This window comes from Anaerophaga thermohalophila str. Valhall, from assembly GCF_000250735.1.
GTDB lineage: Bacteria > Bacteroidota > Bacteroidia > Bacteroidales > Marinilabiliaceae > Anaerophaga > Anaerophaga thermohalophila_A.
In genome coordinates, this window is record NZ_AHZV01000258.1 from 32,465 (window position 1) to 47,353 (window position 14,889).

Genomic DNA, 14,889 nt, shown 5'->3' on the forward strand with positions numbered 1-14,889 from the left:
TTGTACCGGAGTTAACCCGTTGTTAATGAGGATGCAAAAATTTAAAACAACACGGAGTTTGGCAACAAAGATGCTTTTTAGACCTTACTCATATTTGGATTTAATAACTTCCTGACATAGCCCAACTTATTGCGAGGTGTTTATTAATATTTTACAAATCATCTTACATCTTGTATTTAAAAATCTAACAATCTATTATTATGAGTAATAACCAAATATAAAATTTGTACCAATGAAGAAATTATTTCTGTTACTGATAATAGCAACCGTTGCTTATGCAGGATATTCCTGTAATAACAACGACAAAGGCGATACAGAAAAAGAAAATGACGATTCAAAGACAGACGTATACAGCAATCCGGTGGTTAATTACAGCCTTCCCGATCCTACCATAATCAGAGACCCGGAAGGAACTTTCTATTTGTATGCCACCGAAGATATTCGCAACATGCCCGTTCACAAATCCACTAATCTGGTAGACTGGGAGTATATAGGGACGGCATTTACTGAAGAAGGACGGCCCGACTTTGAGCCCGACGGTGGATTATGGGCCCCCGATATAAATTTTATTAACGGGAAATATGTTCTCTACTATTCCATGTCGGTATGGGGTGGAGAATGGACTTGTGGCATAGGCGTTGCTACGAGTGAAACACCGGAGGGGCCGTTTACCGACCATGGCAAGCTCTTTCGGAGTAATGAGATTGATGTTCAGAACTCGATTGATCCTTTTTTTATTGAAGAAGACGGGAAAAAATATCTGTTTTGGGGAAGCTTCAGAGGTATTTATGCCATAGAATTGAGCGATGACGGATTGACCCTGAAACCCGGAGCCGAAAAGCAACAAATTGCCGGCACTGCCTATGAGGGGGCTTATATCCACAAAAAAAATGACTATTACTATTTGTTTGCATCGATCGGCACTTGTTGTGAAGGCATTAACAGTACTTACACAGCAGTGGTCGGTCGTTCACAAAATTTGTTTGGTCCCTATTTCGATAAAGAGGGAAATAGTATGATGGACAACCATCACGAAGTGTTCATTCGTGGCAATAATCGTTTTGTGGGCACCGGGCACAACTCCGAAATTGTTACCGATGACGCCGGAAACGACTGGGTTCTGTATCATGCAGTGGACGTAAAAAATCCCGATGGCCGGGTATTGATGCTCGACCGGATAAGATGGAACAACGAATGGCCCGAGGTTTTAAACGATACTCCCGGAGTTAGTGATCTTGAGAGACCTGTTTTTGATTAACTGGTCAAATTACTATTCAGGATTTGGGATGGCGTCACGATGGTCGTTACAATGATCAACAATCTGATATTTCTTCTACATGCTTTTGGTATCAGACAGAACCTCATGCTCCGTTTCCGGCTTTACCTGAAAAAGATGATTTGGAAATACCCCGGTGGTAATTGAATTTTAAATATGGTACTACTCTTATTTTAGTGGTTAATATTCTTATTATATGAAACGCTGTTTAAATGTAGTTTAATATAATTCAATAGATCGTTAGATTTTTAGATATAAGATGTAAGATAATTCATCAGTATAAATAATGTCTAAGTTATTGGTCTGATGGAACTCGTATGCAAGCATTTATTTATATTCTTGTTGTGGGAAACCCTGCCATGCTCGTTTCGTACAACCTTGATATACTGTATTTTAACAAGCAAACCTTTTGGACACAAACAATTGGTTTGCAACGTTTTGCAAAAGTTTAACGGAGTATTAATAATTTAAATGCAATTGAAATATAGTTGAAATGGGAATGTGGTTGAAATATTGCCCTTTTTGATAGATGCAACTGATACTGCTGCTCTGTTTATTTGCTGTACAAGAGCTATTTTCCCATCTGAGGGGGGGAAACCGCTTAACTTATAAATATCCTTTACCAACTCTTTTGGCAGCTGATAAATTTCCAACTTCTGAAAACTAAAATACAACATATAAACTATATTAAACTATATTTTAACTACATATAAACAAATTTTAAGTTATCATTAAATTCGTGGTAGAACTCTTTTTTTAAACACTCATAAGTTATTACAAAACATAAAAGATATGTCAAAAACAGGTGTCTTGTTAGTCAGCGTATTTATGGTGCTGGGGCCCGGTACATCAGCACAATGGACCCCGGCCGGTGATAAAATAAAAAGCCGGTGGGCAGAAGAAATCAATCCGGAAAATGTTCTTCCGGAATATCCACGTCCAATAATGGAACGTTCAGAATGGAAAAATCTGAATGGTTTGTGGAAATATGCCATAGTTCCACGAGAAGAGGGCGAGCCTTCCGACTATGATGGAGATATACTGGTGCCTTTTGCAGTAGAATCAAGCCTGAGTGGCGTTCAGAGGAGAGTTGGTGATGAGAATGTCATTTGGTATAAACGCTCTTTCGATGTTCCTGCATCATGGAAAAAGGAAAAACTGTTGCTCCACTTTGGTGCAGTTGATTGGAGAGCCGATGTCTGGGTTAATGATATTAAAGTTGGAAGCCATGAAGGGGGCTACACACCATTTTCTTTCGATATTGCTCCATTTCTGAATGAAAGGGGAACTCAGGAGATAAAAGTTAAAGTATGGGATCCCACAGACCGTGGGCCACAACCTCGCGGGAAACAGGTTACTAATCCGGAGGGAATCTGGTATACGCCTGTTAGTGGTATTTGGCAAACCGTCTGGCTGGAGCCGGTCTCCAGAAAATATATTGCCCGTTTACGTACTACTCCTGATATTGATAAAAACAAGGTATTTGTTGATGCGGAGGTATGCGGGGAAAGTTATGGCGATGTTATTCAGGTGATAGTTAAGGATGAGGGAGAGGTTATTGCAAAAAGAAGCGCTTCTGTAACTGAGGTTTTAGAACTTGATGTTGAGTCTCCAAAACTTTGGACCCCTGACAATCCATATTTGTACGATATGGAAGTTTTCTTGCTCCGTAACGGAGAAGTAATCGACAAGGTTGAAAGTTATTTTGCCATGCGTAAGGTGTCAATGAAACGGGATAAAAACGGTATCGTTCGTTTTCAGCTCAACAACGAGAATATTTTTCATTTTGGAACACTTGACCAGGGATGGTGGCCTGACGGTTTGTATACGGCTCCTTCTGATGAAGCTTTAAAATATGATATAGTAAAGACTAAGGATTTGGGCTATAATATGATCCGAAAGCATGTAAAGGTAGAACCGGCACGTTGGTATACGCACTGCGACAGATTAGGAATATTGGTTTGGCAGGATATGCCTAATGGAGATGTTGGTCCCGTTTGGCAAAGAACAACCTATTTTGATGGCATGGAATTTCAAAGAACTGCCCGGTCTGAAGAGATTTACAGGAAAGAATGGAAAGAGATCATGGACTATTTATATTCCTATCCAGGCATTGCTGTATGGGTTCCCTTTAATGAGGGGTGGGGACAGTTTAAAACTAAAGAAATTGCAGAGTGGACTAAAGAATATGATCCGTCTCGTCTTGTGAATCCTGCCAGTGGTGGCAATCATTATCCTGTTGGCGATATTCTGGATATTCACAATTATCCCGAGCCGAAATTGTATCTCTATGATGCTATGAGAGCTACTGTGCTGGGTGAATATGGGGGAATAGGGTTGGCATTAAAAGACCACCTCTGGGCCCCGGAGCGTAACTGGGGTTACGTTCAGTTCAAGTCGTCAAAAGAGGTTACCGATGAGTACGTACGTTTTGCGGAAGAACTGAAGAAACTGGTGAAGGCTGGTTTTTCGGCTGCCGTTTATACCCAAACCACTGATGTAGAGATGGAAGTCAATGGTCTGATGACCTACGACCGGAAGGTTGTTAAGGTAGATGAAGAACGCATAAAGGCCATTAACCGGGAGGTGATTGATGTCGTTGAATAAAGATTATTGAGGCTAAGCGTTAACTTGCCCCGGATGCACCAGATGCATTCGGGGTTTTATTCGGCAGAATAATTCGTGTCTGTCCATAAAGTGCCATTTACTGTGTTACGCTCGTCCGAAAATTACTCATTTACGATGAGTAAACTCCGTATTTTCGGACTTCGCAAGCCTTGTAAATGACACTTTCTGAACAGACACATGATAAGTAGGAAACTTTTTCTACTTTACAGACAGGCACTAATTCGGAAAAGATAAGAAAACCGTCAAAAATCACACCCCCCTCGGGTCAGCCTGCAACGGCAAAGCTGCCATCTTTTCTACCTCTACGGAGGGCTGTCCGAACTCACTGACAATTTTCCCCAGAATCAGATAAACGCCGTTTCCGGTGAATGGCCACTGCTTCAGAACCTGTGGAAAATGAACGGTGTCGAAAAATTCACCGTTGGCATCGATGAAAGTGGCAAAGTGCATGATTTGATGGTTGACGGTTCGTACATATTTTATGGTGACCAGTTGTCCTGCCATGCGCACCCGGCGACCAATATTTTGCTCCAGGTCGCGGGCTCGGAGCTCACCACGAAACGATGTTTTCAGCATATCGAAAAAGGAACTTCCCACGGGAAATCCCAGCAGTTCTATTTCATCGTAAGCATCTTCGATACGTTGTTGTTCGAAGCGGGGCATCCGGTAGTCGGGCGATTTAAGCGAAAACAGGCGGGGCAGCTTTTTTTTCTTTTTCTCGCCCGACAAAAGCAGGTGGGCCTGCCACAACAGTTCGGGTTTGCTCTTGCCGGTAAAGCGAAAAGCACCAAGGCGTATGAGAAGTATTAGTTGTTCGCGGCTGATGCCTGTGCGTTTGATGAAATCTTCCAGATTCTGATAAGTGCCGTTGCGCTGCCTTTCTTCAATGAAGTTCAGGATGGTTTTTGTCTCCAGATCGTTTACATGTACAAACCCCAGGAAGATGTCCTTCCCCGATATTGAAGTGGCGTATTGACCGCGGTTTACGCATGGCAGGTGAATATTGGCCCCCCATCGTCGTGCTTCATTCACATAGAGCCACGTGGAATAAAATCCGCCAAAATTATTGATTACTGCCACCATAAATTCCAGCGGATAGCGGGCCTTCAGGTATAAACTCTGAAAACTCTCCACGGCATAGGATGCTGAGTGGGCTTTTGAAAAAGAGTAACCTGCAAACGACTCAATTTGTCGCCATACTTCCGACGTTAGAGCTTGCGGATAACCACGCTGCCGGCAATTTTCGAAAAATTTATTGACAATGGCCTGAAAAGCCGCTTTGGAACGGTATTTTCCGCTCATGGCGCGGCGCAATACATCGGCATCGGCCAGGTCGAGTCCGGCAAAATGGTGACACACTTTAATGACATCTTCCTGGTAAACCATCACTCCGTAGGTTTCGCTGAGCTGTTCCTTCAGTATCGGGTGAGCATATTCAAACCCTTCGGGATTGTGAAACCGCCGTATGTATTCCCGCATCATACCTGATTTTGCTACGCCCGGCCGGATGATGGAGCTGGCAGCCACAAGCGTCAGATAATCATCGCAACGTAGTTTTTTAAGCAATCCCCGCATGGCCGGACTTTCGATGTAAAAACATCCCGTTGTTTCACCCTTTCTGAGAAGTTCCCTGACCTGTTTGTCTTTCTTAAATTTCTCTACCTGGTGCATGTCGATTTCTTCTCCGTGATTTTCTTGCACGATTTCGATGCAATCGCGGATGTGTCCGATGCCCCGCTGGGAGAGAATGTCAAATTTTTCAAAACCGATGTCTTCGGCGGTGTACATGTCCCACTGGGTTGTCGGAAATCCTTTTGGTGGCATGTCCAGTGCGGTATAGTCGGTAATGGGAGCATCCGAAATAAGAATGCCGCCGGCATGAATGGTGCGCAGATTGGGAAAACCGGCCATCTGTTGTCCCATTTGAAGGATTGTTTTTCCGACTGTGTCCGGTTCAAAGCCTGCCGGACGGGCCACCAACTGGTCAATTTCTTCTTTCGGCAGTCCGTACACCTTTCCCAGTTCACGAATGGCTGCCCGTGCCTGAAAGGTGGAGACAGCACCCAGTAGCGCCGTGTGCGCATTACCATAGCGTTTGAAAATGTAATTCTGAACTTCATCGCGCTCACGCCAGGAGTAATCAATGTCAAAATCGGGCGGAGAGGTGCGTTTGGGATTCAGGAAGCGTTCAAAGTAGAGATTTAATTCAATCGGATCCACATCGGTTATTTTCAGGCAATAGGCAACCACACTGTTGGCGCCACTGCCCCGTCCCACATGATAAAATCCACGGGAGAGGGAATACCTGATGATGTCCCACACAATCAGGTAATAAGCTGCAAAACCCATTTTACTGATGATTGAAAGTTCCTTTTCCACTCTTTGGCGAGCCACCGAATTGTTGTTCCCATACCGCTGCCGGAGGCCGTCCATTGCCAGTTGGGCGAGCAGAAGCTCATCATCACGACGGCTGCCTGTGTAGGTTTGTTTGTTTTTACTGCCTTTGAAGTCGAAGTCAAAAGAGAGCCGGCTTAACAGGTTATCTGTTGTTTTTACGATTTCGGGACGGTCGGCGAAAGCTTTCATCAGTTTTGCCGGTGGCACCATCCAGTCGTAAGGAGATGCCACGTCATCGGGAGTCAGACGGTCGAGCAGAGTGTTTCGGTCAATGGCTCTCAGGTGGCGGTGCAGTTCCATCCCCCGGCGATTGGCAAAAACCACCGGTTGCCAGATGAGAAGACGATCCTGACGGTTTCGCCAGGGAGATGTAAGCAATTGCTTTAGTTGAAAATGACGGATACCGATGTATTCATTGTCGTTCAATTCGGACGGCTGCCGGCTGCCCCAGGGCCATACTATAAAAGCATTTTCAAAAGCGGGTGGCTTATCGGGGAAGGGTAATCCCTGCAGGCGGTAATGACTTAAAAAACGGTTTAACTCGCCAAACCCTTTGAAGTTTTTTGCAATGCCGGTATAAAGCCATTTGTTGTCGTTTCGAAACTCGATGCCCGCCATCGGGGTAATGTTGTTTTCGCGACACGCTTTTACAAATTCAAAAATACCGGTTGTGTTATTGATATCGGTAAGAATAAGTGCACTAATGCCCTGCTCTGCAGCCCTGGCTGCCAGCTCTTCGGGGGAGAGAGTCCCGAAGCGGAGACTGTAGGATGAATTACCAATTATCAATTACCAATTATCAATGATTGTTGATTCGGGTGGTTTTGATGATTGACAAAAAGATACGTCCTATTTCGTCGGCATCTTCATGGAGCGTTGCATATTTTGAATCATCTAATAGTTTCACTGCCTTTAATAACTTTAGCCAGAATTGAGTCTCTAACGTTTCTTTGTAGGCAATGCTGATTTTATTAGAGAAGTCATTTCCTGAAATAGCTCCGTTTGCTTCAGCCAGATTTGCTCCGATGGATGTTCCGCTTTTCAATAATTGTCTGGCCAAATCAAATTCCTTTTTTTCTGATTTTAACCATTTGCAATAGGTATATACTCTTATTGCAAACTCTTATTGCAAAATCAAAAGCTTTTTGATGGACTACATTTTCTTTCATGATTTTTTAATTTTTAATTGTCTGTCCATAAAATACCACTTGCTGCGTTACGCTTGCCGCCAAAATCCTCATTTACGATTAGTAAACTGCGGTTTTGGCGGCTTCGCAAGCCTTACAATTGGCACTTTCTGAACAGACACACATCTTGTGAAAATTTTTACGAGTTTATAGATGAGCACTAATTAAATTAATTGATCATTGATCATTGATAACTGATCATTGATAATTGTTAAACCGCTCTTCCAACAGCCCCGACCCCAAACCGATGGCGTACATAGTCCAGCGTTCTGTACAGCTGTACCTGCCGGGGGGTATCATCAAAAAGGTCGAGTTGCGGGGCACCACTTACCAGATGGGATAATCTTACGCCAATCAGGCGTATTCTGACACGGCGTGTGTAGAGCCGCTTCAGCAAATCTTTGGCAACCGGGATCAGCAGGTGATCAAACGATGTGTAAGGCACCATTTTTTGAAGGGTTCGGGTATCAAAATCACTGTATCTGATTTTTACGGATATGCATCCTGTCAGTTTCTCGCCGGCGCGTAACTGGTAAGCCAGTTTTTCGGTCATTTTGATAACGTGGGCTGTTAATATCTTCATATCTCCCGTATCCTGATCGAAGGTGCGTTCACTGCTGATGGATTTTCGTTCGGTGTAAGGTTCTACCGGGGTAGGGTCAATGCCGTTGGCCCGTTGCCAGATGACAATGCCGTTTTTCCCGAGGGCATGGCGTAACATTTCAGGAGGCATATTACCCAGGGTTTCGATGCGATCGATTCCCATGGAACGCAGCAGCTTGTAAGTGGCTGGTCCGATCATGGGAATTTTACGGATGGACAGGGGCCACAGAAACGGGCGTACTTCATTGAAAAGCACCTGTTTTTCACCGTTTGGTTTGGCCTCGCCTGTGGCAATTTTCGAAACGGTTTTATTAACAGACAGACCAAAAGAGATGGGCAATCCGGTTTCGCGCATGATTTTGTTACGCAATTCCCGGCTCCATTTCAGGCATCCGAAGAAACGATCCATGCCGGTAAGGTCCAGGTAATGCTCGTCAATCGAAGCCTTCTCGTAAAGCGGCGCCGATTCATCGATAATTTGGGTAACCATGCGTGAGTAGCGGCTGTATTCTTCCATATCGCCACGAACATAGAATGCATGCGGGCAAAGTCGCCTGGCCAGTTTCATTGGCATGGCCGAATGCACACCAAAACGCCGCGCTTCGTAGCTGCAGGCTGCTACCACTCCCCGGTCGGACATGCCGCCGACAATGACAGGCATTCCCTGAAGGCGACTGTTGAGCAATCGTTCTACCGAAACAAAAAATGAGTCCAGGTCGAAATGTACAATGTGCCGATTATCAAGATTCATACATCGATTTTGATTATTAATTAATCTTCCAGATGATTACAATTTAATAAATTGATGTGAAAAAGAAAAATTTATGTGCATTCAGGTGGGAAGAATAAGCGTGTGCAAGTTGCTTCGGGGTTATCGATTGGAAGTATATTTCTCGTCAACCGGCCATTTTCGGTTCTTGCTTTCCGCCTGTTAATGCTTCCGCCGGATACGATTAATACGATTAACTTAATCGGTTCTTTCGATTAAGGCTTTCGTAAGTTTTGATTAACTTAATCGATCGAAAACGATGCACCGGCAGGGAAATGAGCGGATGAGAATCCCCTAAATCCATCCTCCCCGATTCCGGTGGGGGGCTTCGCTTCTCGTCTCCGACGAGTCATTTTTTTAATGTTTTGCTATTTCAATAGTCAGTTAAAAAAAGCCTAAACGCAGAGCCGCAATGACGCAAAGTTTTTATTATGAGAGAGTTGTGATTTGCACCATTAATTATGTAAACAATTAATTACCAGATATCTGCAGAAGTTTAACGGAGTATTGTATTTTTAACCTTTCAATAGAACGCCATAATTTTTATATCTTTATTAGTGGCAATGTTCCGTTCGATCTCGTAACTGACTGTAAATTATCTGTTTGAAATTAAATGTCTCTGTCTGTTAAGGTGCAGGATATCAAGGTTACACGGATCATCTATTGAGCGAGGTTAATCAATCCAAACAACTAAAATCATAATATCATGAAAAAAACTCTATGGCTATTAATGGCTTTTGCCTTTTCGTTTTCATTAAAAGCACAGGAAGATTGTTCCTTCAGAGATCCGGATATCTCATTGGATGAGAGGGCGGAATGTATTGTAAGGCAGCTGACCGTTGAAGAAAAAGTAAATCAGCTGATGAATGCCACTCCTGCAGTTGACCGGCTGGAGATACCGGAATACGACTGGTGGAATGAGTGTTTACACGGTGTAGCCCGTGCCGGAAGAGCCACGGTTTTTCCGCAGGCTATTGGTATGGCAGCTACATGGGATACCACGCTGGTGTACCGCGTTGGAGATGCCATTAGTACAGAGGCCCGGGCCAAATACAATGTATTTTCGAAACATGGTTATCGCGGACAATATAAGGGATTGACCTTCTGGACGCCCAATGTCAATATTTTCAGAGACCCCCGCTGGGGACGCGGTCAGGAAACTTATGGTGAAGACCCGTTTCTGACCTCCAGAATTGGTGTGTCGTTTGTAAAAGGATTGCAGGGGAATCATCCCAAATATCTGAAAGTGGCCGCTTTGGCTAAGCATTATGCCGTTCACAACGGACCCGAAGCATTGCGACATGAATTCGATGCGAAAGTCAGCATGAAAGATTTGTGGGAAACTTATCTGCCAGCCTTCGAAGCTTTGGTTAAAGAGGCCGGGGTGGAAGGTGTAATGGGGGCGTATAATCGAACCAACGGCGATCCCTGTTGTGCACACCCTTATCTGATGCAGGAAGTACTCCGTGAAAAATGGGGATTTGACGGATATTATGTTTCCGATTGTGGCGCCATCATGGATTTTTATACCGGGCACAAAATTGTGGATACGCCGGAAGAAGCTGCAGCAATGGCTCTTAATGCCGGATGTAACCTGAATTGTGGAGACACTTATGCTTCGTTGTTAAAGTCTCTCGAAAAAGGCCTGACAACGGAAGAAGAAATTGACAGGTCGGTGAAACAATTATTTAAAACACGTCTTCGATTGGGACTTTTTGCGCCCGAAGGCGCTGTGCCGTATGATACGATTAGTACTGACGTGATACGCTCAAAAGAGCATCAGAAACTGGCACTTGAAGCAGCCAGAAAGTCTGTTGTACTTCTGAAAAATGAAGCAAACACACTTCCGGTTGCCAGGGATGTCAAAAAAGTTTATGTAACAGGCCCGACGGCTACTCACGTGCAGGCATTACTGGCCAATTATTACGGCGTCAGCGAGGATATGACCACCATTCTTGAAGGCATTGTCGGAAAAGTGAGTCCGCAAACGTCTGTTCAATACAGGCAGGGGGCTTTGTTGTATGAAGCCAACCGTAACACCATGGATTGGTTTTCGGGGGCAGCAGCCAGTGCCGATGTGACGGTAGCGTGCCTGGGGATATCTCAGCTAATTGAAGGTGAAGAAGGTGAGGCTATTGCTTCAGAACATAGAGGTGACCGGGAACGTACCAGACTGCCACAAAACCAGATCGATTTTTTGAAGCGAATTCGTGCCAGTGCAAAGAAACTGGTGGTTGTTATTACTTCGGGAAGTGCCATTTCACTCCCTGAGATTTATGATATGGCCGATGCCTTACTTTATGTATGGTACCCCGGCGAACAAGGCGGGAAAGCCGTTGCCGATGTGCTTTTTGGCGATGCTGTTCCATCCGGTCGTCTGCCTGTAACAGTTGTTAAATCGGTAGATGATCTGCCTCCTTACGAGAATTATGATATGAAAGGCAGAACTTACCGGTATATGGAAGTTTCGCCTCAGTTTCCGTTTGGATTCGGACTCTCATATACCGATTTTACTTACAGTAATTTGACTTTGGAGAGCAACAAAGTAAAATCAGGAGAGTCGGTGAGACTTAGCTTCGATTTAACCAACGAAGGCGAATATGATGCCGATGAGGTTGTACAGTTCTATATTACCGATGTAGAAGCATCCGTTAATGTTCCCAAACAATCGTTGATTGGTTTTAAAAGAGTTGGCCTGGCCGCAGGAGAAAGCACAAAGATCGAATTTACTGTTACCCCGAATATGATGAAGATAGTGGACAATAATGGTGAGAAAATACTGGAGCCTGGGGAATTTAAAATCTATATTGGCGGATCAAGTTATTCGGAAGTGAACGATGAACTTGGTGCTGTTGAAGGTTTAACAGGTCGTTTTGAAGTGTTGTAATCATATCCGAAATAAATGCCCGTTTACAGATTGTAAATTAGTGTTTGCCCATAAAGTCCCATTTGCTGTTTTACGCTTGCAGCTGGCACTTTATGGGCAGACACTAATTAGTGCCTGTCTATAAAGTAGGGAAAGTTTCCTACTTATCATGTGTCTGTTCAGAAAGTGTCATTTACAAGGCTTGCGAAGCCGCCAAAAACGCAGTTTACTTTTCGTAAATGAGTATTTTGGCGGCAAGCGTAACACAGTAAATGGCACTTTATGGACAGACACTAATTATACCTGAATTTTTGCAGGCAAACGGCTGCTTGTTTGCAAAAATTTGGATTATAGTATTTCATCATACAATAGATCGTCAGATTACTGATTTAATTTGTCCGATTTATTGGAGTAATATTTCCCGCTTTATTCTCCATGCCCCATTCTCCATGCCCCATTCTCCATGCCCCATGCTCTATGCCCCATGCTCTATGCCCCATGCTCTATCTTCTGCCTTTCGGCGACTTTTCTCCAACAATCCCTTGTTTGGTTAAGATCGAACTACAGATACTTTTACTTTTTCTTCCAAAAAATTCCGATTTTTACAGCTTAATTTTCTTCATATATGGAGTCACAGGTTATTGCAGAGCAGGTTGTCATTGCAGGCATGATTGTATTAACAGGTACGGTTGGCAGTTGGGCCAAAATTATTACTGAGCAGATACGTTATGCTATCTCAAGGTTAGTTTTTAACATTACGTTGCCGTTATTGATCGTCACTACGATTTCCCGGATGGAGATGTCGCATGAGGTGCTTGTCAATGGATGGTGGGCATTAGTGTTTACCGTTGTGTCGATACTTTTGATGTATGGTTTTGGTAAAGTGTCTTCCCGGCTGTTTCGTTTGCCCAACCGTTCAGCTGCTGTGCATGAGTTGCATACCATGTTTGGAAACATTGTGTTCCTGGGCTTTCCGCTGATAGCCGCTTTATACCCCGAGGGGGAAAGCTTATTGTATGCTTCCATCTATTATATGGTATCCAGTTTTATGCAATGGACTTATGCGGTATTTCGTCTTAAGGGACAGAAGGATGTGCCGGTGCTTGACCGCTTTAATAACCTGCTAAATCCCAATACGGTTGCATTTGCTGTCGGGATATTGCTTTTCTTTATTCAGTTTCAGTTACCATATCTGGTATATCAGCCTTTTCGAACAATCGGGAATGCTACCAGTCCGTTGGCACTATTGTATATTGGAGCTACACTTGCAGGAACAAATTTGAAGGGGATACTCAAACGTTACGATATTTATGTTTTGAGCTTCAATAAGTTGTTGTTAATTCCTTTTGTGCTATTGCTGATAATTAACTTTTTTGTAAAACAGGTTGGAATTGATTTTGGCGATATGCCCGGCACCATAATCGTACTTGAAACCGCTATGCCATGTATGAGTATGATAGTGATAATGGCAAAGGCTTATGGCGCTGCCGATGACCTTGCTTCTGAAAATGTGTTTTTCACTACTGTCCTTAGTCTTCTTACTCTTCCTGTTGTATATTTTCTTACTACGGCGGTTTGAGGGTGGATTGCAGCATGGAGCATAGAGCATGGAGCATGGAGAATAATATCTTGTCTTTTTCATCTGTGTCACCGATCTAGCAACAACATTTGTTTTTGATTAAAATTTCCGACTTTTGTGAAGACAATCTTATTAAACAATGACTTATCAGGAAACCATTAAATATCTTTTTGAGCAGCTGCCTGTGTATCAGCGCAGCGGGAAGGCTGCCTACAAAGCCGACTTGAAAAATACGCTTGAACTGGACAATCATTTTGGTCATCCTCACCGGCGTTTCAGGACAATTCATGTTGCCGGTACCAACGGAAAGGGGAGTGTCTCACATCTGCTGGCCTCCATTTTACAAAGTGCCGGGTATCGCACCGGCCTCTATACATCGCCTCATTTATTAGATTTCAGGGAGCGCATCCGTATCAATGGCCGGATGATACCTGAAAAGGAAGTGATAGATTTTGTTGCGGTTAACCGTGACATCATAGACCGTATTCATCCTTCTTTTTTCGAGATGACGGTGGCTCTGGCTTTCGATTATTTTTACAGGGCTGAAATTGATGTGGCAGTTATAGAAGTCGGTCTTGGCGGCCGGTTGGATTCAACAAATATTATTACACCCGACTTGTCGGTGATCACCAATATAGGGATGGATCACACCATGTTTTTGGGAAATACACTTTCCGCTATTGCAGGGGAGAAGGCAGGTATTATCAAAAACAATGTTCCGGTTGTAATCGGGCGCCGGCAGGAAGAAATTGCGGATGTTTTTTGTCAAAAAGCAAAGGAGATGAAATCGCCGATTTACTTTGCTTCACAGATGATCGGTTTAAAAAAAGTGCGGGAGGATGACACTTTTCAACATATATCGGTGGCTTCCGATGCTCTTTCCGGGACATTCAGATTGCCGTTGCTGGGAAATTACCAGCAGGAGAATCTTCTGACAGTGCTGGCATCGGTTGTAGAGCTGAGAGAGGCAGGTTATTCTGTTACCGATTCTGCAATCCATCGAGGCATAGAAAAAGTAACGGAGCAAACAGGACTGGCCGGCCGATGGCAAGTTATATCCCGCAAGCCTCTGGTGGTTTGTGATACCGGCCATAACGCCGACGGAATAGAGCGGATATCAGCACAATTGAAATTGATTACGGCTGATAAAACCCACATAGTTTGGGGGATGGTCGACGACAAGGATGTGCAGGGAATTATGAAGCTTCTCCCTCAGAATGCACTTTATTATTTTACCCGTGCATCCATCCCTCGTGCAATGGATGAACACATTCTGGGCAAACTGGCCGGGGAGGCAGGATTAAAAGGAGAAACTTACCCCGATGTCAGCGCGGCGGTGGCTGCTGCCCGCGAAAATGCATCAGATAACGATTTGATTTTCATTGGAGGGAGTACTTTTATTGTCGCTGAGGCGCTTGAAAAATGACTTTATTGTTTGGTGGTTGAAAAAAACTCTTCTATATTTGCATCGCTTTTGAGAAAACAGGGCGATTAGCTCAGCTGGTTCAGAGCACCTGCCTTACAAGCAGGGGGTCAATGGTTCGAATCCATTATCGCCCACCGCAATCACTTTTAGAAAGTTTG

9 protein-coding genes and 1 tRNA gene are annotated in these 14,889 nt (G+C 43.9%); 6 read left to right on the top strand and 4 right to left on the bottom strand.

Going from position 1 to position 14,889, the window contains the following annotated elements; genetic code table 11:
• Nucleotides 1-232 precede the first annotated feature (232 nt).
• On the top strand, nt 233-1,258 hold the full coding sequence (locus tag OQ5_RS0113955; protein ID WP_016778082.1) for a family 43 glycosylhydrolase: 1,026 nt from the start codon (nt 233-235) through the stop codon (nt 1,256-1,258).
• Between the two features lie 485 nt (nt 1,259-1,743).
• Here the strand turns inward: OQ5_RS0113955 and OQ5_RS21160 are convergent, their stop codons facing one another.
• Nucleotides 1,744-1,953: a four helix bundle protein gene (locus tag OQ5_RS21160; RefSeq protein ID WP_016778084.1), complete on the bottom strand. Its 210-nt coding sequence runs from the start codon at nt 1,951-1,953 to the stop codon at nt 1,744-1,746.
• Between the two features lie 115 nt (nt 1,954-2,068).
• Between OQ5_RS21160 and OQ5_RS0113970 the strand changes: the two genes are divergently transcribed.
• Nucleotides 2,069-3,883, top strand: coding sequence for a glycoside hydrolase family 2 protein (locus OQ5_RS0113970; RefSeq protein WP_026055308.1), 1,815 nt, complete (start codon nt 2,069-2,071; stop codon nt 3,881-3,883).
• 270 nt (nt 3,884-4,153) lie between these two features.
• Here the strand turns inward: OQ5_RS0113970 and OQ5_RS0113975 are convergent, their stop codons facing one another.
• From OQ5_RS0113975 to dinB, 3 genes are all read right to left on the bottom strand, one after another.
• On the bottom strand, nt 4,154-7,090 hold the full coding sequence (locus OQ5_RS0113975; protein ID WP_016778086.1) for a DNA polymerase III subunit alpha: 2,937 nt from the start codon (nt 7,088-7,090) through the stop codon (nt 4,154-4,156).
• A gap of 10 nt (nt 7,091-7,100) precedes the next feature.
• Nucleotides 7,101-7,415, bottom strand: coding sequence for a four helix bundle protein (locus tag OQ5_RS21165; protein ID WP_082179594.1), 315 nt, complete (start codon nt 7,413-7,415; stop codon nt 7,101-7,103).
• Between the two features lie 284 nt (nt 7,416-7,699).
• Nucleotides 7,700-8,842, bottom strand: a complete 1,143-nt coding sequence (gene dinB / locus OQ5_RS0113985; RefSeq protein ID WP_016778089.1) for a DNA polymerase IV — start codon at nt 8,840-8,842, stop codon at nt 7,700-7,702.
• Nucleotides 8,843-9,566: 724 nt separating this feature from the next.
• On the opposite strand from dinB, the gene OQ5_RS0113990 reads away from it, so the two are divergent.
• The 4 genes from OQ5_RS0113990 (at nt 9,567) to OQ5_RS0114010 (ending at nt 14,865) form a co-directional block, all read left to right on the top strand.
• Entirely contained in the window at nt 9,567-11,747 is a 2,181-nt protein-coding gene (locus OQ5_RS0113990) for a glycoside hydrolase family 3 N-terminal domain-containing protein (protein ID WP_255297545.1), read from the top strand.
• 604 nt (nt 11,748-12,351) lie between these two features.
• Nucleotides 12,352-13,305: an AEC family transporter gene (locus OQ5_RS0114000; RefSeq protein ID WP_016778092.1), complete on the top strand. Its 954-nt coding sequence runs from the start codon at nt 12,352-12,354 to the stop codon at nt 13,303-13,305.
• Between the two features lie 139 nt (nt 13,306-13,444).
• Nucleotides 13,445-14,731 carry a bifunctional folylpolyglutamate synthase/dihydrofolate synthase gene (locus tag OQ5_RS0114005; RefSeq protein WP_016778093.1) on the top strand — a complete coding sequence of 429 codons (1,287 nt, stop codon included), beginning with the start codon at nt 13,445-13,447 and terminating at the stop codon, nt 14,729-14,731.
• Nucleotides 14,732-14,790: 59 nt separating this feature from the next.
• A tRNA-Val gene (locus OQ5_RS0114010) sits at nt 14,791-14,865 on the top strand.
• The last annotated feature ends 24 nt before the right edge of the window (nt 14,866-14,889 follow it).

Coding starts and splice junctions, on each gene's coding strand:
- OQ5_RS0113955 (WP_016778082.1), top strand. CDS start 233: ATGAAGAAATTATTTCTGTTACTGATAATAGCAACCGTTGCTTATGCA.
- OQ5_RS21160 (WP_016778084.1), bottom strand. CDS start 1,953: ATGTTGTATTTTAGTTTTCAGAAGTTGGAAATTTATCAGCTGCCAAAA.
- OQ5_RS0113970 (WP_026055308.1), top strand. CDS start 2,069: ATGTCAAAAACAGGTGTCTTGTTAGTCAGCGTATTTATGGTGCTGGGG.
- dinB (WP_016778089.1), bottom strand. CDS start 8,842: ATGAATCTTGATAATCGGCACATTGTACATTTCGACCTGGACTCATTT.
- OQ5_RS0113990 (WP_255297545.1), top strand. CDS start 9,567: ATGAAAAAAACTCTATGGCTATTAATGGCTTTTGCCTTTTCGTTTTCA.
- OQ5_RS0114000 (WP_016778092.1), top strand. CDS start 12,352: ATGGAGTCACAGGTTATTGCAGAGCAGGTTGTCATTGCAGGCATGATT.
- OQ5_RS0114005 (WP_016778093.1), top strand. CDS start 13,445: ATGACTTATCAGGAAACCATTAAATATCTTTTTGAGCAGCTGCCTGTG.